The sequence below is a fragment of the Klugiella xanthotipulae genome (genome assembly GCF_006716695.1).
Taxonomy (GTDB): Bacteria; Actinomycetota; Actinomycetes; order Actinomycetales; family Microbacteriaceae; genus Klugiella; species Klugiella xanthotipulae.
This window is the reverse complement of the sequence record NZ_VFPN01000001.1, coordinates 677,694-699,093: the sequence shown is the minus strand read 5'-3', so window position 1 is coordinate 699,093 and position 21,400 is coordinate 677,694. Positions and strand designations below refer to the sequence as shown.

Here is a 21,400-nt window from a genome sequence, read left to right as displayed (position 1 = left end):
CTCCTAAGCCGAGAACGATACGAAAAGGGTGATTTGCGCCACGTTCCCCGGACGAGCGGGGAACGCCGTGGCATTTAGCGGAGACATCTGCACCGAAGCGGTGACCGACCCGGATACGCCCGAGATGGTGCGCGAGTGGGATGCCGTGATGACGTTGTTGACCTGGCTCGCCCCGGCGTCTTTGGTGCCCGGAACGGCCACGCCAGCCTCACCATGGATGACTACGCGCCCGCTGAGTGAAGTCACGCCACCAGTTGTGGCATCGAGCGCGGCACCAACGCCGAGGGCGAAGCACGTGGCGACGGTTTTTCCTGCTGGTACCGGTACCGAGACGCTGGCGAGAGTGGGCCAGCCTGATGCCAGCGCGAAACCGCTGGCACTGGCCGTGCCGGTCCCCATAATGGGTATCGCTGCGACTGCCTCGGCGAGTCGGCGGACGGCTTGCGCCTGCTGGGATCCGTCCGCTTGCTGAAGGTCTCGCAGTTCGGCCCTGAATCGGCCCACCTCTGCGGAGAAATACCGGTAGCCGTCTTCTGGTGGCATTGGGTCAGCCATCGTAAACCTCTCCGAGAGTGATCTTTACCCAGTCGCTGGTATCGTCTCCTGAGAGTGCGACAATGCGGCGGGTGTACTCGCCTGCGGGGATGTAGGGGCTGTCGTGGACGGCGAGTGTACACAGGTCGCCCACCTGGTACTCCGACAGAAACGGGGTGCTTCGGAGCGAGGCCGAAAATTTCCAGAACTCCCAAGGCCTGCGGCCGGTTCGGAGCGGTGCTTGTGCGTGGCCAGCGAGGGTGGCCATGACGGATACGCTCGTGCGTGATGTATCGACGGCTTCCAGTAGAGGATGGTCATCCTGGATGAGAAGGGGGTCGTACGCCTGAGCCACCAACACGCTGTTATCGCCACGGCCGCCGACGGCCCACGAGAGGGATGCCATCGATGACGGGTTGGTAGACACGGTAAGGTCCGACCCTGCTGAGTCTGGCGCTGATAGGTCCCACGTGTGGGTGTCAGGCGAGATGAGCCGTGGCTCGTCCTGCGTGCCGGCCAGGAACTCCCACTCGAAATAGGAAGGGTTTCGGAGGCGTAACCGAAAGTCGAAGTCGGGGCCACCGATCACCCCGCTCAGTGCGCTGAGAGTGTCTTCGACGGTCGGGAAAGTCACAGCTTGGTAGGTGCGCTCGTGGGTACCCGAGCGAGCGGGCGGGAAAACTATCGGGTAGTTGCTGCCCGGCCAGGTGCACGCCTGCTGGATGACCCGCATTCCGATGGATCCCAGGTCCAGGTTTTTGAGCGTGGTGTCGAGCAGGGTGTTTGGTGCGCCTGTAGCGTCCACGAGATCCGTAGTCAGCGCTTCAACTGGGAGCACGGAGCGCAGAGCGAAAATCGACCGAATACCGCGCGCCGTGATCTTCAAGATTGCGGAATCTTCATCCCAGTCGTGAGGCTGGATCGGGCCGCCGTAGAACCGGCCCGATTCCTCCACGGCAATCGAGTACTTCCATGGGGTACCCAGACTGCGCCACTCCCGGGATTGCTCGTCAGGGTCACCCAGGTCGATGGACACATCGAGCGTTTCCGCTTCATTAAGGCGTGCCGTCCACGATCCCGAGAGCGGCGTGAACTCCGTGATGATGTGTCCGGAAAGCGTCTCGAATATATACCAGCTCGTCACCAGGCACTCCTAACCATCCCTGCTAAGTAGGGATCTACTGATGCGCCCGTGAGCGTGATTTGGACAGTGGATGATGTAGCTGCGGGGATGTCCCACCACTCACGAGAGGTGATGTAGCGGGACACATCCGATTGGCCATCAAGCAGGGCCCTGCGCCGACCAGTGTCGATCTCGACATATGACCCGGCGGGCACGCTGAGTTCTACCGAGATCTGACGCTGCGACGCCAGCTCCGTGATCGCGAATCCGCTATACCCGCCATACACTCGGTATAGAGGGGACGAGCTTTTTGTGCCGCGGTTTGCGAGAGTGATGCGGCCAGTTGAGCCGCCCGTGCTCGGCCATTTCAGGGGGGAGATGGCCGGCCACACGAGGCCGGTTCCCGCCGTTGCCGGGCGGGTTGTGGACCATGCGTCGCCGATGCTGTACCGGCGCGGGTCGCGGGCGAGAACATCGACGGTGGCAGTGCCGTATGTGCGTCCATGCCAGTCCGCAACGGTAATGCCACTGACTGTCACCATTCGCTCCGTGGTTCCCGTCGGGTCCGTGACCCGGAGGGGTACGGGGCCGTCCGCGCCGATCCCCGCGAGGGCATCGTGAGCCGTCAGAAGGTCGGCTTCCGTGGTGGCGATATACGCCACGTCGAAACTGATTGCTGCTGCCTTGCGGAACGAAGCGGCAGCGCCGTGGGCACCGTGCTGGCGGGCGCGTTCATTGATGGGTGACTTGTCGTCGGTCAGGTCGCGCCACCCAGTCAACTCCCGAAAGAACCAACCGGAGGCACCATCGGCACCGCCGGTCGGGGTGCCTGGGATGGTTAGCCCCTCGAACTCGATTAGCGGAATCATACGGACGCCATTCCTCTCGCTGCCTCACGGGACCACTGGCGGGCCTGTAATGTCGGGTCGTCCTGCACCGTCGTAATGTGCTGGATGACTGTCGCACCGCTTGTGGGCGTTTCGCTGCGGCCGCTGAGTGCCACATCGAGAAGTGCGTTCATCTTCCCGGTGTCCACCACGGACTCTGCCCGCCCGGCCTCCGCGAGGATCGCGAGGGTTCCGCCAGCACGAGGGAGGATGGTGCCGCCCTCAGCCATTCGCGGAATCTTCGGGATCGACAGGCCGAAAGTTTTGCCGCCCCACTCAGGAACCCAGTCGGGGATCTCGATAGAGATGCCGTTGAGTCCGCCAATCATCGTGTTGATGAAATCGATCACCGCGTTCACGGGGCCGCGTATGATCCCCATGAGCGCACCAAACACCGTTTCTACGGTGTCTCGGACACCGTTGAAGATATCCTTGGCTGTGTTGCCAATGTTGCGGAACGCGTCACCGATGAAATTGGCGACAGGTTTGATGATGGAGTTCCATACCCAGTTCATCGCACCGCCGATAGCGTTTATCGCTGGGCTAATCGCATTAGCCCACAGCCAGGAGGCGACGGCACCGATGCCCTGAAAGACGCCGATGATGAACCCGGCGACGGGCATGATGACGCTGTTCCACACCCAGTCGATGATTGCGCCGATGGCGGTAAACGTCGGGCTAAATACGTTTTCCCAGAGCCACGTCGCAACGATGCCAATTCCTGTGATCGCGGCGACGATGAACTCACCAACTGGGAGGAACACCGTTTCCCAGAGCCACGTAATGAGCGCGCCGATCCCGTCGATGGCGGGCTGAATGGCGTTCTCCCAGAGCCACGTGAAAATTGCGCCGATCAGGACGAATGTGGGAGAGATGATGCTTCCCCATACCCACGTGATGAGCGCGGCCCACAGCCCGATGTAGAGCAGGATGAGTGAGATATAAGGGTGAATTATTGCATCCCAGAGCCACGTGAATACGGCCCCGATGCCCTCGAAGATGGGCTTCAGAACGCCTTCCCAGAGGTCCGTGAGACCGGCTGAAATCCACTCCCACGCATCCGCAAACCACTGGCCGATATTGCCCAGCGCATCACCAAGGAAGCCCATGAACCCTGACCAAATTTCCTGGCCGAGTTCGGTCTGTGTGAAGAACCAGACCAGTCCAGCAACGAGAGCCGCAATGGCCATAATGATGATGCCGATGGGGTTGGCCGACAGTGCCGCGTTCCACAGCCATTGGGCTGCGGTCGCGAGCTTCTGCATGGCGAGCATCGCCTTACCCGCAAGCGCGCCCTTCGCAAGGGCCATGGTCTGCAACGCGCTTGATTTAGCGACCTTGATTGACGCCAGGTTGCCACCAGCCATCGCCGCGGTGTATGCCTGCTGTGCAATCTTCGCCGCCAGGGTGGCGTTTTTCACGGTCGCCATGATCGTGCCAATCGACTTGTACGCAAGGTACCCGGCATACCCGGCTGCTAGCGCGATGGCGAGGGCTTGAACCGCCACCTCATTCTCAGTCAACCAGCCAGCGACGGACGCCAGCACGGTGACCAGCGGCGGCAACGCCGATGCCGCGAGCTGTACTACAGATGCCACGAGTTCCACGAGCGATGGCAGGAGTGGTACGAGCGCCACCGCGAGATCCACGAAGCTCTTCACAAGCGAGGGCAGGGCGTCTTTCAGCGCGCCGCCGAGAGCGTCGGTGAGGTCGAAGAAAGCGGCCTGTAGTAGCCCCATTGAGGGCTCCATGACCTTCATAGCTACGCCCAGCGGGGTGAAGTATTCAACCAGGGTTTTCAGGCCCGGGCCGATGTCCGTCACGCCGTCACGTATGCCCAACAGGAAATCTACGATCCGGTCGTCAGGCTCCCACCCGAACGCGCGGGTCAGGTCTTCTGTGAACGTCCCGGTCTTCACGAGCTCGAATAGCCCGGCTACGCCCTGGTGAATGCGGAGCATCGCGGAGACAATTGGGGAATCTTCTTGCCAGCCGAAATTCTCGCGCATCGCCGCCGTGAAATCACCGGTGCGCAGTAGCTCGACGAGACCACCGAAACGTTCGGCAGCGGGCCGTACAGCATCAGTCAGGCTGTCTACGGCGGTAGTGATTGCACCGAACGCGTGCTTCATCTGCGGCATGACGCCCGACACCGCAGCCTCACCCAGCCGTGAGAACGCCGCCATCATGTTTGCGAGCGCGCCACGGGTCGTTTCACCCGAGGCCAGCGCGGCACCGCCGATGTTTTCTTCGATGACCTTGCGGAACGTGGCGGAGTCAACCTTGCCCTGCGAGACCATTTTTTCCAGCTCGCCCGCGGTGACGCCGTACTCGTCGGCGAGCCACTGCACGATGGGAATACCGCGCTCGGTGAGTTGATTGAGGTTTTCCATACCGGCCCGGCCCTTGGCCGTGACCTTGTTAATAATGGAACCCATATCCTCCATCGAGGTGCCGGCGATAGTGGCGGCGTCCGCGGTGAGGCGCAGGTAGCCTTCCAGTTCCTTGCCGGGCTTAATGCCGGCAGCAACGGCTGAGGCCGCGACAGTTGCCGCTGAGTCGAGACCGTAGGCGGTGCCTTTGACTGCGCCGAGAGCGTTTTTCATGATCGCTTCGACAGTCTTAGTGTCGTGACCAAGACCCTTGAGCTTCGCCTGGGCATCCTCGATGTTGAGCGCGCGGGAGATGCCGCCCTTGATGGACAGTGCGCCGACGACCGCGACAGCCCCGCCGAACACCTTTGCGGTGGTCTTGGCGAGGCCGCCCATGCGCGACCAGAACCCGGTTCCGGCCTTCTCGGATGCGCCGAATTGCCCGGTGATGTCCTTCTCCACCGCGCGGCCGATGCCCTTGGTTGAGGGCATGACCTCTACGTAAAGTACGCCGTCTGACACTGGTAGCCTGCTCCCTGGGGTGGAGCCCGCGGCTACTCGGGCGTTTTGCGTTCGGTTCGTGCCCGGATGCGCTCGCGTCGTGCGGCGCTCTCGGGGTCAATCTCTTGGGGCTCGTCGGCCTTGGTGGTTTCGGGCTGGAATGGCTTGCCTGCCCACGGGCGAGGAATCCGCTTCGGCTGTTGGTTCTTGCCCCGTTTTGCGTTCATCGTGCCCTCGTAGATGTCCCACGCGGCACGCTCCGGTGCGGTGGTGGGGTAGAGGTCCCCGCGAAGCGTGGCGTTCGTGTGAGAGTCCCGGTCCCGGAGAATACCCAGGGCCAAATCCCACGCCTCGTTCCAGCTCATGCCAGCCGCAATGTCGGTCTCAAATCCCGTGCCGAACCTTGCGCGCCAGTCGTAGTAAAACTCCTGGCGCACGTAGGTCCACAGCCCGGGGAAGCTTAAGCTTTTGGGTCGTAGTTGTGCTCCTTGGACGCTTCGCCCCAGTGAGTGATCGCGGCCTTAAGGCCCTCATCGTCCAGGGTCGAGAGGTACCGTGTGGCGTCCGGGTAGTTGTCGGCAAGTACGGAGATGAAGTAGGACCAGGCGGCAGAGAACGCGTCGTCCGATGCCTTCTTTCCGTTCCGGCCGTGGACTACCGAGTTGAACTGAGCGAACGCGCTTGTGATGCCCATCGGAACGCCCTTAGCGCCGAGAACGGGAAGCTGAAACAGAACCTTCCCATCGCGGCCAAAATCGATCATGGGGATGTCGGTTGGTGTGGCTGGGAGTTCAAAGGGTTGAGACATGGGTGACTACTTTCGTGAAGGGCTACGGAGAGGGAAGACCGTGTGGTGTGGCGGTAGCCGCGCCACACCACACGGGGTTGAGGGCGGGGGTTACCCGCGGGTGTACGGGTAGGGTGCGCTGACGCCGCCTGGGGTCGTGACCTTGATAGCGGCTGACCCGGCCGTGCCGGCGGGCATGACCGCTGTGATCGACGTATCAGAGACCACAGTTACGGCGGTGCCGTTCGTAGATCCAAAGGTCACCTTGTTCGCGCCTGTGAGGCCGGTACCCGTGATCGTGACCGTGGTCCCAGTGGCCGCCGCGGAGGGCGTTGCGCCGGTAACCGTCGGGGCAGGCTTCTCGATGAGACCGCTATTCCAGCCGTACGCCTGGTAGCCGAGAGTTGCGTCCTTGTAGGTGGTGAATGTCACGCCGCGCGCCGATAGCGTTGTAGCGTTGAACGTCAAGGCTTCGCGCTCGGACACCTTCACGCGAGGGGCGTGGTGGACGATGACATCTCCGTTGCTTCCCTCGCCGATCAGGACGAGTGCGCGGTATGTCTTGACTGCGGCCGAGGTCAGCTTGTACCCACCCGTGAGCGGGTCCACCTCGGTATCAAAGTAGGCTTCCGTGAGCGTAACACCATCTTGGATGCCAGAGAACGCGATGGTCCAGTTGCCGTCGGCCTGCTCAGAGAGCACGACATCCCCGTTATGGGCCTTGAACTCGGTGGTGTCGCCGGGAGCGGGAGTAAGGGTGAAGCCATCCTCGGAGTAGTAGCCCAGGTTGACGTACTCGGGGCCGGGTGCCCAGTCATGCCCGTCGGGGGTGGGTGCGCCATGGGGGCCGATGAAAATTGCGCCATCCTTGATGAGCTTTACGAAGTCGGCGTTATTGGCGGTCTGATCCGTCATGAGGTTTTCCTTCCAGGGAAGAGTTGTTGATACGCACCGGCTCGCGCGTGTGGCAGCGCCGGGTGACGTCTACCGGTTTCGGTGGATACCGAGCACCACGGAGCCCTCGGCGTATTCGACTTCGGTGGTGTCTTTGACCGCTGTGGGGCCGGAGCCCTCGGTGGCGGTGACGACCTCGGGAAGCCGGGTCATGAGTTGCAGTCGGTACATGACATCGCCCATCAGCTCGCGGGCCTCGTGAAGGTTCCCGTGCCCGTCAGGGTCGATGACCCACGCGGAGAGAAGAATCGTGCAGGAGCGGGTGATGGCGGTGGTGCGTCCGCCGTACACGTCGCCCACAACGACCTGGCGGGCATCGGTGGCATTTCGTGTGCGGGTGATAGTGATGTGAGGGAAGTGGGGGCGGAGGTAGTCGAGGACCAGGGCCGTAGCGTCAGGCCAGCGCGAAGGGATCATGCCGACACCCGCGCGAGAGCCTGGTGAAGCGCTTTGCGGCGTGCCTCTCGGTCACCGGTACCCCGATCCACAATGAGGACAGAGAACCGGCCCTGCTGACTGAACCCGCGAGTCACGAAGATCTCCTGATCGGGGGTCTTCGCGCGCTCTGCCGCGGCGACAATCGCACGCTCAAACCCGTTGTCGTAGGTGTCTAGCAGGACGGCCTCACGGATGGCCTTGTGGTTGCGGGTGCCGCGGCCTACGGGGAATCTAACCTTGATCTGAACCATGGCTTACCCTTCTGTTCTGATTACGGCGATGACGATGCCGACGAACGTTCCGTTCTTGGTCCACGCCCTCGGGCGACCGTTGATGTCGTAGGTGACGCCGTTCACAGTTACTCGGTCGGCTTCGGTGATGTCGGGTATGTCGTCTCGGCGTTGGAAGATCTCGCCCTTTTCGATGACTTGTGCGCGGCCGAGGGCGATAGGTTCGGTGGGGTTGCTGGGTGCATATTTGGCGGCGACGAGGTCCAGATGATGCGCCCAACGCCCCGGTCGAGGATCCGCGTACTCGTCGTGAACCGTCGTCGAGCGCTCGACGGTGATCGTGCTCATCGCGAGTCCTGCACTATCGCATAACGTCGGTACACGCGATAGCTTCTCGCCGTGGCAGCATCGTCCGGCGATAGCATCGTCTGCCCGCCCTGCGCCCACGTGGCGTAGGTTTCCGACTCGGTGAATGGGCCCGTGGTGTCCGAGTATTGCGTTACGCCCGCAAGTGCCTTCTTGCTGATGCCCAGCACCTTGCGGGCAATCTCGGTGACGGTCAGGCGAACGAGGTCGGGCACCACTTCGTTGCCGTGTGAGTAGGTAACGCGCACGAGTGGCCCGGCCCGCTCAGGTACCCGGACCAGCTCGGCATCCTGTGTGAACGGCACCTGCCGGCCGTGAGAGTCGGTTACCTTTGTAACCACGCCGGCGGGCCGCTGCGGAAGCGTGACAAGCCCACCCACCACCCGCAGACGAGGGCTCGACACGCCAGGAGTGAAGTGTTGGCGCGCCTCGCGGCGGAACAGCTCGGACGCCTTGTCGAGCGGAAACTGCGCGCGGGCTGCTTCGTCGTCAGTGAGGTCACGGCCAATCGCCGAGACTACATCTTCTATGGTTGCCAGGGTTTCCACCGTGACCTCACTTTCGATTACTTGCTGCGCTTGCCCTTGGCCGGGGTGGGCTCGGGGCTCGGGGGCGAATCGGCGTCCAGATCGTCCAGGTCGTCAAGATCGCCCGGATCACCCGGATCACCCGGATCGACGGGATCACCCGGATCGACGGCGACCACGTCGCCGCGTGCGATCATCCCGGAGGCAATGGCAGGAGGCAGATCCATCTCTACGCCGGAGGCACCTACTACGACAACCATGATTAGGCCCCCGTGTAAGTTACGACGGCGGTGGGTCGGATGACCTTGCCGCCGTAGACGTGCAGGCCACGGAGACGGTCGGCGTGCTTCTTCTCGGCCCGCATGGCCTCCGTTGCGGAGATCTGCGAAACGAAAGCGATGGATGAGCGGTGGAAGCCAATCATCTGCGGCTTGTTCGTGGTGGGCACGTTTTCACTGTTGTAGGTTGTGAATCCGAGGAGCTTACCGATAGTGGCCTCGCGCAAACCGGACGAGTCACCAGAGGTATCCACCGCCATAATCTTCGACTCGTATTCCTCCAAGTACGATGCGAACTCGGCGTTGACGATTAGGAGGCGGTCGGCCTGGGGAACCTTGGCCTTATTTAGAGCCTTGCGGAGATCGCGGATGGCGTTCCATGCGGTTTCGGCACTGGTGACCGGTGCGCCCGGCGTGACTGCTGTTCCGTTGGCAATCGCCAGGGCAGCCAGGAACTTGTCACTATCCTCGACGAGTCCGTCGGCGGCGGACTGGGTGTAGGCCGACATCAGAGGCGCGGATGCCTGGGCAGCGTCAATGTCATCGACAATGAAGTCGAAGGACTTTTCCTGGTCGATCAGAAGATCGAGGCCCGTGTCGCTGACTTCATCCGGCTCAGTGGTGCGCCCGGCGGCCTTGTAATCATGGATCTCGATGGGCTCGATGCCGGGGATGCGGATGGAGTTACCGGACTTCAACTCCCCTTCATACTCGCGATTTGCGAGGCCGGCGAAAATTGCGTTTTCACGAAAGTCGGTCAGGATTTTCGCGGACCAAATCTTTGGAATTGCGTGTGTGATGGACATGGGCTATTGCCCCTTTCAGGAGGTAGTAATCCCCATGAGCGCGTCAAGCTTGCCCGCCTTGCGGGCGGCCTCGATCTGCTGTGGGGTCATGTTGTCAAGGTCAGCGGCGGACGTGATTTGGGCCTCGCCGCCAATGGGGTCACCCACCGGACCTTGGCCCTGGGCTGGGGGTGCCGCCGGTGTCACCGGGATGAGCGCTTTGAGCTCTAAGGCGTGCGCCTCTAGCTCTTCTAACGTTGTCCCGCGTAGAGCGGATACCGGCACGCCATGGGTTTGCGCGACTTCGGCTGCGAGGCGTTTCGCCTCGTCGGCCTGCTCACGTGCGGTCAGCTTGCCTTGCATCTCAGCGAGCTGGGCGGCAAGTGCTTCTTCCTTTGTGAGCTGGGCGGCAACCGATTCGTCAAACTTCACGGCCTTCGCGTGGTTCTCTTTGGATCGGGTTTCCCACGTGCGCGCGAACCCCTTCTGGCGCTCGATCTCTGCGAGTGCCTGGGCCAGGGTGAGCGTTTCGCTCGGACTCAACTGGGTGGATTCTGGCAGTGTCTCGCCGGTCGGCGTTCCCGTTTCGGGTGCGGCCGGGGGGGGGGCGGATGCCGGAGGGTTTGCAGGGGTTGTGGACATGGTTGTTATCTCTCCCGTTTCGGGTTGTGTCAGCCGCCGTGCGGTGGCTCTACCGGCTGGTGCCGGAAGTCTTTAGGTGAGGTCGGGAATGTCGGCCGGGGTGGTGAACTGGTGTGACCGCCAGGTGAGCACCGGCCCAATCTCACCGTGGATCTGCGTGGTAATGAGGTCGGTGTAATCGCTCAGGGGGTTACCGGCGCTGCTCTCTTTGCCGAGACCGAGGTCGCGGGCTCCGCGGTCGGAGAGTCCAAGCTGCTGGTCAATCGCCTTGTGAGTCAGATTAAGTAGGTCGGGGTTAATGACCTGCCGGAGTGGGTTGTTGCCGGTGAGCTTCTGGGGAGAGCAATCGCACCCCGGGTGTATCGGCATGAGGTTGGCGACCCAGTACCGCTGAGTGCTGGCAATGACGCATAGGGCGCAGTTTTCCCGGCCCGTGAGAACGCGGTGATACTGATCGATACCCCGGTCAACCATCGAGCGTTGCGCCTGGCGCACGCGCGACATTTGCATGTCCGTCGAGGCTAGGCCCATTAGTCGAGCCGCGCCGCGGCGTAATGCCTCGTCGAGAGGAACCCCTTCGGAGAGTGCCGTGTAGGCGGTCACGAATGGGCGCCGGTACACCTCACTGGTGGCTGTGCCGCGACCGTCGAGGATGGCGTCACGGTCAATGGGCGTCGCTGTGGCCGCACCGGCGATATGGGCCGCGGTGAGAGTCGCAACATGGAGTTGGCCGGCCTGTACGAGCGGCACGACCTGGGCCACGAAACGGCGGGCATCGAAGTCACGGTAACTCCCGAGCCCGGTCCAGGTGGCCGCGGCCTGTGCAAGCACTCGCTCGCGGGTCGCGGCCACCATGGCCTGGTAGGCCAGTTCTTTCGAGGTCATGGCCTACTTCTCTTCTAGGAGATCCGCTTCCGCCTGTGGCAGTCGGAGGGATACCGGAGTGGCCCCGGTGAATTTGATACCCGGGAGCCCAGCGGCCGTGGCCGCGGCATCGGGATCCACGCCGGCACGTACACCAACGCCGAGAGCATCGAACTGGGCTTTGACCTCAGTCGGGTCAACCGCGGCGGGCGCTGCGGGTGTTCCATCCTGGGGTATCGGCTGGAAGATCTCGGCCGCGGCGAGCTGCTGGGCGGCGAGGTGCGTTTCTTCCAGGGCGATTTCTTCGGGTGTCATGCCCATGACGTGCGTGGCGATATAGTGCTGGCTGAATCCGGCTGCTTTCGCGTCCTTGGCTGCAATAACCTTCTCCGGGGTGCTTACCCGGTCGGGCGGTTGCCAGCCCACCACAACCGTATCCTCGCCGATCTCGACACCTTCGATGCGGAGGGCGTAGACGACAGCGAGGGAGAGGCCGACGGTGATGCGGTCGATCTCGTTTCGGGCCTGGCTGACCTGGCCTTCCTTCGCGTTCGCCGCCCCTGCCGTGGTTTGGTTCTCACCGTCTGGAAGGAATATCGTGATCGGGGTAAACGATACCGCCGCAAAGTCGCGGGCGTCTGACTTCTCGCCTTCCAGAAGGGGACGGATATCTGTTAACCCGGATTCCCAAATATCAACGCTATCCGGGAGATCCCACAATGAGCCGGGCGCATAGGGTAGTCGCTCGGACCAGTCGATATCGTTGCCGTCTTCGTCCTCCTGGGGGAGGCCCTTAATGCCGCGCTGCTTGAAGGCTTGCATTGCCGTGATGACGAGACGCTGTAGCTTGCCCAGGTTAATGCGGTCAATAACGTCGGTGTCATCCTCGAAGTACCCCTTACCATCGGGGCGTTCCAGGATGACGACCGGGGGGCGCCCAGTGTATACATCCGGCGCGCCAACCGCTTGCCAGCCTCCTGCAATACGGGAAATGAGCTTGCCCGAGTCGTCCGTTGATTCTCGCTCGAATCGCTGGCGCTGCCCGTCGGCCCACACGAGAGCATGGTCCGTGCCGAGATCTAGGTCGCGCCAGGTTTTCAGGAACGCCCGCGCTTTCCACGGGCGAAGGGGGTCAATCGAGGCAATGGCTTGCTCTGGCTTCTCGACGGTGATCGCGGCTTTGCCGTCCTCGTCCGTTCCCGTGACAATGAAGGTTACGCCGCACGTGAGGTAGTCCCGCACGGCGTCACCGACCAGGATCGACCAGCGGTTGTCTCGTAGGATCTTCCGCGCATGGATGGCCTCGGGGCTGTCGATGCTGCCACCGACAGATACCCCGTTAGTCACCATGCGGGAGGCCATACTCTTCACGGCGAGTCCGCCGTAGTTGGTGCATGCCTTTCGCTGGAACGCCACCCAGGACGCGCGTAAGTGGTGGCCCATCTCGGGTAACGGCGGGTTTTTGGTGGTGTAGCTGCGTAGAAGCTGGATGCGGGGGAGTCCCGCATCCAGCTTTTTAGCGAGTACGGGCAGCCACTCGGTGGGGGTTGTAGCCACTCGATCCTCCTAATAAAGCGCACGGGCCATGCGAGATTTCGTTTGTGCTCCGACGCCCTTGCCAATGGCGTCCTCGCCCGCGGCGCGAGCAAACATTGCGCCCCAGACCAGATCCACCTTGGAGAAGTCCTGATCGTCGTCCGGCTTCTTCACGACATAGCCGCCGCGGCGGGGGTCACGACGACCGTTCTTGAAATGCATGAGCATTTCAAGGCCGCCGTCGAACGTGATGTCTTCGCCGATAATGGCGGAGTACAGGTTCGCGAATTCTTCAACGGTGCGTGACACAAGTCGCTGGTTCCATCGGATCGGTTGCTCTTTGGATATCCCGACCTTCAGCCGCTTGCGGTACTTCGTTTCCCATGCCTTCACGTCGCCAGATCATCCGGCAGACGCGTCGGCGTAGAACCCCACCACGTTGTAATCCTTGAATGCTTGGTGCAACGCGGCGTTGACTTCGTTCTTGTCCGGCTTCCAACCGACCCCGGTGGGGCCTTCTGGCTGGGACCAGCATCCAATCTTGAAAAGGTGCTTCTGGGTAACCGAGTACCCCACGAGCACCGTGGCATCGGCGATCCCGCGCTTGCGGCCCTCGGACCCGTCAAACCCCAGCGTGACCGGCTCAGTCTTGGACACGACTTTGTCGGGCTTGCTGATGAGTTCCATTTCCAAGGCTGAGACGAATGCTGTCCGCTCGGGACTGGTCTGGTTAAGGAAGTCTGCCCGCATGGTCATGGGGTCATTCGAGGTGTCCCAGAAGTCGCTGGCGATGCCGCCAATGGGCGACCAGCCTGGCGGGCAGGGCGGGTTATGGATAACGCACCCGTCAGGATGGTTTGACGAGTCACCATAGGCCACTCGGAGGCCAGCGATGAGCGATTCCGCATCGTCAATGTCAGTGTCGGCAGGAGCTTCACGGTCGTCGTACACGAGGGTGGAAACGTCTTCCGACTCCACGCCGCGAACCTTGCCGGCCTTGATGGAGAGATAGAACTTGTGGCTGGCCTCTGCCACGCTGCGCTCACCCTCGGTGTAGGCGTTAGGCGTCTCGATTGTGATGCCGCCCAGCTTCGTGGCGTTGTTGCGAAGCGTCTGGGCGAACCGGACGCCGCCATTGCCGCGCACCCATTCCTCGGTCTGGTCGAGGGATGCGGCGACGGTAGGCGCACCCTTTACTGATTACTGAACGGGCGGCGGATGTGCGAGGTTCGATCCGCCCGCCGCTGGACAGCGCCACGAACGAGTCCATTGGATCGCAGTCGAAGTAATCCGCCGCGCTGCCCCCACGAAGCATTTCGAGTAGAGGGTGCCACGTGTTCGTTGTCTGCTCTTCTGTGGTTGCTGTGACAAGAACAAGGGGCGTGCGTACCGCGGACCACGGCTTGGCGACGGGCTGCCCGTCGGCGTCCCAGCCATCTGGAACTACCTCGAACAGAGCCTCCGAGATCATGACGCCGCCCACAAACGGGCTCTTACCCCACCCTCGCGGCCGCTTCAACACGCCCCGGTGCTTGACCCGTGCGCCCGTGATGGGGTCGAGCTGGTACAGGCGGACAAGAAATTCAAGCTGTTCGCGCGTGGGCATGAAGGGCGTCGGTTCTCCATCGCCCGCGTTTGGGGTCACAAGGAACTCGGTCATCTGGTCGGCCACGTGAAACCCCAGGGTGGGGAACTTGTCGCCGTCGAGGGGCTTCCAGGGCATTTAGGTTGCGCTCATTCCGTACCGGTCCCGAGATGACGGGGGTTTGTCGGACTTCGTTCGGGCCTCGGCTTCTGAGGTTGTTGCTTGCGCGAAACTGATTCGAAGGCGAGCGCGGTCTTCGGGGGTGAAACCGTATTTCGCCATTCGTAGCCTCAGCTCGCCGGCCTGCTTGAGATTCCCTTGCCAGTAGTCGGCATGGAGACGCGCCGTGTCGAGAAGATATTCCCAATCAAGGTTGGTGAAGCTTGGGGCGAGCGGGTGGTCTCCCATGACGTTCCACCACCGACGGGTTGCCTCGGGCCACACGAACTTGGTGCTTTGCAAGTCGCCGTCGATAGTTACCTGCACCTCGAACTCGGGAAGTTCGGGTTGTGGGTCAGGCTCGACGGTCACGACGTGCAGCGGCGCGACATCCTTGTTTCGGCGGGCGCGCTTATTGGGGTCTTTGGGTGGGGGTCCGACGCCGGCCATTTCACTCTCCCGTTTCGGGATCTGCGCTCTTGCCGTTCCGGCGCGATGCTTGGAATTATGAGGCTAAAACCGTTACAATTGGTAAATGAGGACGTGCGAGCAATGCGGGAAATCCATCGTGGCGAAGAACGCGCAGGCGAGGTTTTGTAGCTCGAAGTGCCGCGTGTATCACCACCGGCGGCCACAGCTCCCGGCCGAACTGCGGGAGCGGGCGCGGTGGGTGCGCCGCGACGCACGCAAGCGACCGCTCGATGCGATCACGGGGAAGAGTGCGAGCTCCACGAATCCGAGCACGTGGGCTGAGTACGTCGAGGCGAAGCATGCCACGTTTGGTGTCGGCCTCGGGTTCGTCTTAGGCGACGGGATTGGCTGTATCGACCTCGACCACTGCTTGGACGACGGCGTGCCTACGGCTGAGTGCGCTCGGTACCTGGCCGACTATCCAAGGCATTATGTCGAGGTCTCGCCATCCGGTGATGGGCTGCATATCTGGGGCACACTGCCCGAGGGCAAGGGCACCCGGCAGATTATCCGCGGCCTGTCTGTCGAGCGCTACAGCATTGGTCGGTACATCACGATCACTGGCCGCGTGTATCAGGCCGGACGAATCCTCCCGCTGTAACGCTTATTTGCCGTAGCGGCGTTCTGAGTCGTCGGGGTTCGCTAGTGCGAATCAAGTTACGGCGAGGGTGCTAGGCACTCAGGCGGGCACGTGCGCGAGCAATGCGGGGGTAAAGGCCCAGACCCGTACACAGCGAAACCAACAGCACCTCTCCGCGCTGGAAACGCCCGGGGGGAGGGGGTGCCAGGATGGTTCCTGTGAAGTTTCTGAGGAATGTTCGCATTGGGTTTTTTCCTTTTGCATGTGTGGCCCGTGACGTGCGTCTGCGATGCGTTTGGTTCGTTGTGCGCTACTCGTGGAGTAGTCCAGGGTGACGCTCCTCAGCTCGGAGGTAGGACTGTCGAGGACCACGTGCGGCGGCGGCTTGCGCTTGGGTCTCGCGGTTGTGGTGCCAATGGCACTTGGTTACGACCATCGCTACTGTCGTGGTCTCACCCCACACCCATTGGTCGATGTGGGCGGCTTCAAGGTTGGCGGTCTCGGGGCAGCGGGTGCCGTTGCGCTGGGTAACGGTGCACCGGTGGTTGTCTCGTGCAAGGCAGGCGTCACGGACTGCTGTTGGCACGTGGCTTGGTCGGCTATTCTCCCAGGCCATGGGGTACCTCCGGGTGGGTGGGGTGGTTGTCTGGTGGGGGTGTTCCCGCCTACAGGGGGTGGTTGTCTTCGGAGGGGGTGGTGGGAATTGAATCTGCTGCCGCCTGGATGGCTCCCTCGATCATTTTGATGAGGGCATCACGGTCGAGTTCAAGGGGCCACACGCCGCGTTCCTGCACGGGCTGGCCGTTGAGCGGCACGGGCAGGGTAAGCGGGTCTGAGGCGAGGGTGTTGCCGTCTACCTGAATAAGGATCGTGGCGGCGATGTTGATGACTGTGGGCTTATCGGCCATGGCTATTTGACTCCTTGGGCGAACGATTGAAGGTGGAGGCGATTCGTGTCAGTACACGGCGGAGGTATGCGGAGCTCCAACGCAGACGATAGAGTTGAGTTGGTTTGCTAGTCGGCAGCCGTCAGGAGAAAGAGGTCACATGAAAAAGTTCACGAAAGCCGCTATTGCGTCACTTCTAGGTCTGGGCCTGGTGTTCGGTCCGACTGCTCCAGCAAACGCCGTCACCGCAAGAGTTTTCTTTTCTACAAGCCAGGCGGAGGCGCGGACCGCATGTCTCCTTGGATATCAGGTCGCGCAGGTGATTGCGATCGTGACAGTAATCAGCAAATGCTCATACGAGGGAAAGATGAAAACCGGGCAGCACATGTACGCCTTCTATATCAAGTAGATGGCAAGTTCTTGTGCCCCGGTACGCTCGGCGGGTGGTAGCAGTTCCGCACGGTCTTGACGAGGGGAATTAGTATTCGTTTGCTGCCGGGGGTCGCGGTTCAAACGCGACCCCCGGCAGATGCTCGTTGTCAGCGTCTCCCGGTGAGCTACCGGTCATAACAGGTGAGGAACCAACCCGCGCCTTAAAAGGGAAATGCCCCCCGTTCCTGGAGGGCATAAACCTTGATAAGTAAATCTTAACAGATTAGCTGGGGTTTTGTGTCAAGTCTTTTGTCGGGTCCAGGATTTCTCCTTCGTCTCAGCGTCGGGCGGCTTGTCGAGGATGTCCCGTCTCTCCGACTGGCACTGCTGGGCGCTGCACATCCTCACCGGTCGCCACTCTGGCCGTCCTCTCCGAGTGCCGCAGGAGCCTCGGCTCTCTCTAGGGCGTCCAGATCAGAGCGCAAGGGGCGAACCCACGCTGCGTTTGACAGCACAAACCCGACATACCCAGACAGTGCGGCGAGAGCCGCCAGCAAGGCGAAAAACTTTGCCCTACCCACGGTCGCCACCCCCTGCCATATCCAGCGCTCTACCAGCTCGCGGAAACCGCTGACAGTAGTCCCCCCAGGCATCCAGGGCGTCAGCCAGCCCGCCGCCGCCGTAGTACGGGACCAGCGCGAAAAGCACGTCCGCCAGCCTGGGCAGGCGCTCCTCAGTCTCCTTTGCGCGGCGGATTAGCTCTGACTGGTGCATTGGATTTGTCGGAGTAATCACCGACAGATATGTCATCTCCTTGTAGATAGCCGCGATCAGGTTGTTTTTCGTGATATGCCCACCCACAGTCACCACCCCCCTCTACGCCACCGGTCACCACGCACATCCACATGACTCCACCCGTGACCAGCAGGGCGGATGCACTGGTAGGCATACCCCCCGTGCCCCTGATGCCTATGGGCACACTGAAAAAACGGTTTACTCACGATCCGGGCCGCGCTCTCCATGTCTATCCGCTCACTCACCGCTACTCACCCCCAGACAGGCCAGATGTCCCGTACTTAGTCCAGAGGTGCGCGGCGATCTTGATGCCCTCGGCCTTTGCGAGGTCGTGCAGGTACGTGGACACCAGCTCGTCGTACTCATCATCACTGAACGGCGTCCCGCACTTCTCGCAGACGATGTGCGGGATCTCGTCGGAGGGCTGCGGCGGGTAGATGGCGATTTGACCGCCGCATATCGCGAGCTGGTAATGCGGCATGTCCGAGTACCGTGCTCGCATCTCTCTGGGCCAGGCGGCAGACTTGGCGGCGAGCGCTGTGGTTTCGTCGGTGAGGTAGTCGATGGTGTCTGGGTCGAGGGTGAGGATGGTGTCGAGGTGGATGATGATCCAGGCGGACATGACGCCTGTTTCGTAGTGGGCGGTTTGGGGTGTGGTGTTGGCGGGGAGGCCTTGGATGGTGTTTTGGGTGTTGCGCCAGGCTTTGCGGGCTGGGGTGGGTGGGTGTATGGCGAGTGCGGTGGCGAGTGTGACGGTTTGTTGGACGAGTGATCGGTAGATGTCGTTGGCGTCGTCGAAGGCGTGTTCGTTGAAGGGTGCGGATGATTGGGTGAGTGCGGTGGTTTGGACTTGGATTTCTTTGGGTTGGGCGGTGAGGCGGGGTTCGTTGGTGGAGATGATGTGTTCGACGAGGTCGGGGAGGGTGTGGAGTGCTCGGGTGATGCGTCCGTGGCAGCGGGCGCAGTAGTTGCCGTGGGTGGCGGGGAGTAGGGCGGGTTGGTCGTTGGTTTCGGTTCCTCGGCGGATGCAGCGGCGAGCGCAGGGGGAGTGGGCAGCGGATAGGGCGGTTTCGGGTGTCATTTGCTTTCCTTCTTTGCAGAGGCGCGGCGTTTGGCGTTGCGGTATGCGTTGTATGCGGCGTTGAGCGCGTTTCCGGTTGCGCCGAGATTATCGAGGGCGTCGAGGTGGTCGTCGGTCGCGTCGAGGTATGCGGCGCGGGCTTCGTCGAGGTCGGGCGGTGTGTGTGTCATGAGGTGGCCTTTCGTGTGTTGGTGCGGAGTTCCCGGGCTTCGCGGTTGTAGCAGGGTGTGCAGAGTGTTCGGCGGTCGGGGGTGGGTGCTTGGAGCCACCACCTGTTCGTTGAGGTGAGCATCTTCTGGGGGCAGTCGGAGCACTTCTGTCGGTGTGCGGGTGTGGCGGCCATGGTTACGTGTCCTTCGGCGTGTTGGTCGGTGGGTGCGTGGCGGCATGGGTGACCGCGTGGGTGCGTAGCGATTCGATGTTCTGGTCGTAGGCGGTGGCACCACATCGGGGGCAGGACCACCGGTAGTGGGTGCCGTCAGCGGGTGAGGGGTAGGTGTAGGCGTTTTCGCTGGCGGGTAGACGTGGCGGGCGGGGCTTAGACCGTCCGAGGAACATGAGAACCAGAGCTAGGCCCACGATGAGCGGTATGGCGGCAGTCGCGATCATGTTCCCCCAGTCGTTGGCGGTCATCGGGTGGCCCGCTCGGTGTAGATGTCCGCTGCGGGGCCAAACTCGGTGGCCCGCTGGAACTCGCCCTCCCAGTGCAGCTCGACGACGGGTGTCTCTCCGTGGCGGTTCTTCGCGACATCGAGGGTAATGACCTCCCCGGCCATGGAGTCGCGGCGGGTCAGGAGGATGATGCAGTCCGCGTCTTGCTCGATAGCTCCTGACTCTCGGAGATCTGCGAGCTTTGGCGTGCCATCGAGACGGGACTCGGAATCGCGGTTGAGCTGCGAGAGCGCGATCACGGGAACACCGAGGTCCTTTGCCATGATCTTCAGATCGCGCGAGAACTCCGATACGACCTCTTGCCGACTCCGACGAGCGGTGTTCGCGACACTCATGAGCTGCATGTAATCCACAACCACGCCGGCGAGCTTCCCGTGGCGCTCCACAGTCCGCGCAAACGCCCTGACCGTCGCCGGGGCCACCTTCGCCCGGTCGTCAATGGCGATGGGCAGGTCAACGACTCCCATGTTGTTGGCGATGCGCTCGCGGTCTCGGTCTGTGATGCGGTTCTCTTTGAATCGGCCCACGGGGATGTTGAGGCGCTCGGACACGAGGCGGGCCACGAGCTCGCGGTCGCTCATTTCCAGCGATGAGAACGCGACGGTGCCGCGTGCGGCGAGCGCAATGGCAAGCTGTCCGGCGATGACGGTCTTGCCGACGCCGGGGCGTGCTCCGATGACGTAGAGGCAGCCGGGGCGGAGGCCACCGATGGCGGTGTTGAGCGCTTCCCAGGGTGTCGGGACGAATAGGTCGTTGCTTTCGGCGGGGGCCAGGAGGTCGGGGAGTATGTCACGGATGAATCGCACGCGGGCTTGTTGCTTGCCGAGGGCGTCGTCGATGGTCTTGCGGGCGTATTCGGTCATTTCAGCGGAGGACATGCCGGGGTCGAGGTTCTGTAGGCCGTATCCGACATCGGTGAGGCGCTGGTGGAGGGCGTTTTTGGCGACGATGGACGCGTTGAAGGGTGCGGATGATGTTGCTCGGCCGTGTTCGGTGAGGGCGGTGATGTGGGCGGCGAGGGTGGGGAGGCGGTCGGCGAGGGTGGTGGGCTCGACGGGTTCTCCGGCGGCGCGGAGGGTGAGCATGGTGTCGTAGATGCGGCCGTTGTGGGTACCGGTGAAGTCGCTACCGGTGAGGGTGAGTTCGTCTAGGATTTCGCCTGCGGAGTGGAGGGCCGCTCCGAGGACGGCGAGTTCGGCGTTGGTGACATCGTTCATGATGTCGAGTGCGTTGGTCATCGGATGATCTTTCTTCCTGCGTAGGGGTTGATGGCGGGTTGTGTCTGGGTGGGGAGTGGTTCGTCTTCCCACTGGCCTCCGTTGAGCCAGGTGGCCGGGTAAGGGATGAATTTCATTTCGCTGAGGTTCGGGTCTCGTGCGAAGCGTTCAGCTCCGGAGACGATGGCTTCCAGATTGGTGTTCTTCTTGGCTGCTAGCTGCTCGAACTTTTTCCTCGCTGCACCCTTGGCAACCTTCCTCGGATAGGCCGTCCAGAATGACTCGAAATGAGCGTTAACTACGTCTATACGTTTAAGAGAGGAATGAGAGGCCACTGTGTCCGGTAGTTCGGTCGCTGTTGGCCGGTCAGTGAGGTCACTGTGGCCTGTCTGTGGTGCCAATTTGGCCTCTCGGTCTGTGGCTGGCACATTCCCTGCCTCAGACGCCGCTGGACACATGATCTTGTACTCATTTGCTGACCACTGATCGGCCCGTTTGACAGACAGAAGGCCGAGGGTTTGAAGGTCTTGGATGACCCGTCGGAATGTCCGCACTGAAACCCTGCTTTTTGCCGCTAATGCCTCTTGGGTTGTCGGCTCGTCGTCGGCGAAGTACACGCATCGTCCGCGGTCGTCGGCTACGTCGGCGAGCGCGAGTAGGACGAGCATCTGTGAGGCTGTCAGGGTGGGTGGTGTTTCGTGCCATACCCAGGTGGATACTTTGACGCTCACTTCATCACCGCCCGACCATGTCCGCG

Annotated in this window: 28 protein-coding genes; 2 read left to right on the top strand and 26 right to left on the bottom strand. The window is 62.1% G+C overall.

Going from position 1 to position 21,400, the window contains the following annotated elements; genetic code table 11:
• Positions 1-3: 3 nt before the first annotated feature.
• The 20 genes from FB466_RS03200 to FB466_RS03105 form a co-directional block, all read right to left on the bottom strand.
• Positions 4-555 carry a hypothetical protein gene (locus tag FB466_RS03200; RefSeq protein WP_141915791.1) on the bottom strand — a complete coding sequence of 184 codons (552 nt, stop codon included), beginning with the start codon at positions 553-555 and terminating at the stop codon, positions 4-6.
• On the bottom strand, positions 548-1,678 hold the full coding sequence (locus tag FB466_RS03195) for a hypothetical protein (protein ID WP_141915789.1): 1,131 nt from the start codon (positions 1,676-1,678) through the stop codon (positions 548-550). The genes FB466_RS03200 and FB466_RS03195 overlap by 8 nt, the downstream gene beginning before the upstream one ends.
• Complete coding sequence (locus tag FB466_RS03190; RefSeq protein ID WP_141915787.1) at positions 1,675-2,526, bottom strand: hypothetical protein; 852 nt, start codon at positions 2,524-2,526, stop codon at positions 1,675-1,677. Before FB466_RS03190 ends, FB466_RS03195 begins: the two co-directional genes overlap by 4 nt.
• Complete coding sequence (locus FB466_RS03185; RefSeq protein ID WP_141915786.1) at positions 2,523-5,438, bottom strand: tape measure protein; 2,916 nt, start codon at positions 5,436-5,438, stop codon at positions 2,523-2,525. The genes FB466_RS03190 and FB466_RS03185 overlap by 4 nt, the downstream gene beginning before the upstream one ends.
• A 32-nt stretch (positions 5,439-5,470) precedes the next feature.
• On the bottom strand, positions 5,471-5,854 hold the full coding sequence (locus FB466_RS03180) for a hypothetical protein (protein WP_141915784.1): 384 nt from the start codon (positions 5,852-5,854) through the stop codon (positions 5,471-5,473).
• A gap of 23 nt (positions 5,855-5,877) precedes the next feature.
• A complete protein-coding gene (locus tag FB466_RS03175) occupies positions 5,878-6,225 on the bottom strand; it encodes a hypothetical protein (RefSeq protein ID WP_141915783.1) in 348 nt (115 codons plus the stop codon).
• A gap of 90 nt (positions 6,226-6,315) precedes the next feature.
• Positions 6,316-7,119 (bottom strand): phage tail tube protein, encoded by an 804-nt coding sequence (locus FB466_RS03170; protein ID WP_141915781.1) that lies wholly within the window; start codon positions 7,117-7,119, stop codon positions 6,316-6,318.
• A 69-nt stretch (positions 7,120-7,188) separates the two neighbouring features.
• Positions 7,189-7,575 carry a hypothetical protein gene (locus tag FB466_RS03165; RefSeq protein WP_141915780.1) on the bottom strand — a complete coding sequence of 129 codons (387 nt, stop codon included), beginning with the start codon at positions 7,573-7,575 and terminating at the stop codon, positions 7,189-7,191.
• Positions 7,572-7,847, bottom strand: coding sequence for a hypothetical protein (locus FB466_RS03160; RefSeq protein WP_141915778.1), 276 nt, complete (start codon positions 7,845-7,847; stop codon positions 7,572-7,574). The genes FB466_RS03165 and FB466_RS03160 overlap by 4 nt, the downstream gene beginning before the upstream one ends.
• A gap of 3 nt (positions 7,848-7,850) precedes the next feature.
• Complete coding sequence (locus tag FB466_RS03155; protein ID WP_141915776.1) at positions 7,851-8,174, bottom strand: phage head completion protein; 324 nt, start codon at positions 8,172-8,174, stop codon at positions 7,851-7,853.
• A complete protein-coding gene (locus tag FB466_RS03150; RefSeq protein WP_141915775.1) occupies positions 8,171-8,740 on the bottom strand; it encodes a hypothetical protein in 570 nt (189 codons plus the stop codon). The genes FB466_RS03155 and FB466_RS03150 overlap by 4 nt, the downstream gene beginning before the upstream one ends.
• 17 nt (positions 8,741-8,757) lie before the next feature.
• Positions 8,758-8,979: a hypothetical protein gene (locus FB466_RS13380; protein ID WP_170205995.1), complete on the bottom strand. Its 222-nt coding sequence runs from the start codon at positions 8,977-8,979 to the stop codon at positions 8,758-8,760.
• Between the two features lie 2 nt (positions 8,980-8,981).
• Positions 8,982-9,803: a phage major capsid protein gene (locus FB466_RS03140; RefSeq protein ID WP_141915773.1), complete on the bottom strand. Its 822-nt coding sequence runs from the start codon at positions 9,801-9,803 to the stop codon at positions 8,982-8,984.
• A gap of 15 nt (positions 9,804-9,818) precedes the next feature.
• A complete protein-coding gene (locus FB466_RS03135) occupies positions 9,819-10,424 on the bottom strand; it encodes a hypothetical protein (RefSeq protein WP_141915772.1) in 606 nt (201 codons plus the stop codon).
• Positions 10,425-10,496: 72 nt separating this feature from the next.
• Complete coding sequence (locus FB466_RS03130) at positions 10,497-11,309, bottom strand: hypothetical protein (protein ID WP_141915770.1); 813 nt, start codon at positions 11,307-11,309, stop codon at positions 10,497-10,499.
• 3 nt (positions 11,310-11,312) lie between these two features.
• Positions 11,313-12,845: a phage portal protein gene (locus FB466_RS03125; RefSeq protein ID WP_141915769.1), complete on the bottom strand. Its 1,533-nt coding sequence runs from the start codon at positions 12,843-12,845 to the stop codon at positions 11,313-11,315.
• A gap of 9 nt (positions 12,846-12,854) precedes the next feature.
• Entirely contained in the window at positions 12,855-13,217 is a 363-nt protein-coding gene (locus FB466_RS03120; protein WP_141915767.1) for a hypothetical protein, read from the bottom strand.
• Between the two features lie 9 nt (positions 13,218-13,226).
• Positions 13,227-13,970, bottom strand: coding sequence for a hypothetical protein (locus FB466_RS03115; RefSeq protein WP_141915765.1), 744 nt, complete (start codon positions 13,968-13,970; stop codon positions 13,227-13,229).
• A complete protein-coding gene (locus FB466_RS03110; protein ID WP_141915764.1) occupies positions 13,885-14,547 on the bottom strand; it encodes a hypothetical protein in 663 nt (220 codons plus the stop codon). Before FB466_RS03110 ends, FB466_RS03115 begins: the two co-directional genes overlap by 86 nt.
• Positions 14,548-15,018 (bottom strand): phage terminase small subunit, encoded by a 471-nt coding sequence (locus tag FB466_RS03105; protein WP_141915762.1) that lies wholly within the window; start codon positions 15,016-15,018, stop codon positions 14,548-14,550.
• A 163-nt stretch (positions 15,019-15,181) separates the two neighbouring features.
• Here FB466_RS03105 and FB466_RS03100 point away from each other — a divergent pair, with 163 nt between their 5' ends.
• Positions 15,182-15,640, top strand: a complete 459-nt coding sequence (locus tag FB466_RS03100; RefSeq protein WP_211344745.1) for a hypothetical protein — start codon at positions 15,182-15,184, stop codon at positions 15,638-15,640.
• 644 nt (positions 15,641-16,284) lie between these two features.
• Here the strand turns inward: FB466_RS03100 and FB466_RS03095 are convergent.
• Positions 16,285-16,527 (bottom strand): hypothetical protein, encoded by a 243-nt coding sequence (locus tag FB466_RS03095; protein WP_141915759.1) that lies wholly within the window; start codon positions 16,525-16,527, stop codon positions 16,285-16,287.
• Between the two features lie 139 nt (positions 16,528-16,666).
• Here FB466_RS03095 and FB466_RS03090 point away from each other — a divergent pair, with 139 nt between their 5' ends.
• The gene (locus tag FB466_RS03090; protein WP_141915758.1) at positions 16,667-16,915 is read left to right on the top strand and encodes a hypothetical protein; all 249 of its coding nucleotides are present in this window, start codon (positions 16,667-16,669) and stop codon (positions 16,913-16,915) included.
• A 1,005-nt stretch (positions 16,916-17,920) separates the two neighbouring features.
• Here the strand turns inward: FB466_RS03090 and FB466_RS03085 are convergent.
• From FB466_RS03085 to FB466_RS03070, 5 genes are all read right to left on the bottom strand, one after another.
• The gene (locus FB466_RS03085) at positions 17,921-18,754 is read right to left on the bottom strand and encodes a hypothetical protein (protein WP_141915756.1); all 834 of its coding nucleotides are present in this window, start codon (positions 18,752-18,754) and stop codon (positions 17,921-17,923) included.
• Entirely contained in the window at positions 18,751-18,924 is a 174-nt protein-coding gene (locus FB466_RS13375; RefSeq protein ID WP_170205994.1) for a hypothetical protein, read from the bottom strand. Before FB466_RS13375 ends, FB466_RS03085 begins: the two co-directional genes overlap by 4 nt.
• Before the next feature lie 175 nt (positions 18,925-19,099).
• Positions 19,100-19,387: a hypothetical protein gene (locus FB466_RS03080; RefSeq protein ID WP_141915754.1), complete on the bottom strand. Its 288-nt coding sequence runs from the start codon at positions 19,385-19,387 to the stop codon at positions 19,100-19,102.
• The gene (locus FB466_RS03075) at positions 19,384-20,664 is read right to left on the bottom strand and encodes a replicative DNA helicase (RefSeq protein ID WP_141915753.1); all 1,281 of its coding nucleotides are present in this window, start codon (positions 20,662-20,664) and stop codon (positions 19,384-19,386) included. The genes FB466_RS03080 and FB466_RS03075 overlap by 4 nt, the downstream gene beginning before the upstream one ends.
• Positions 20,661-21,374 (bottom strand): helix-turn-helix domain-containing protein, encoded by a 714-nt coding sequence (locus tag FB466_RS03070; protein ID WP_170205993.1) that lies wholly within the window; start codon positions 21,372-21,374, stop codon positions 20,661-20,663. Before FB466_RS03070 ends, FB466_RS03075 begins: the two co-directional genes overlap by 4 nt.
• Between the last annotated feature and the right edge of the window lie 26 nt (positions 21,375-21,400).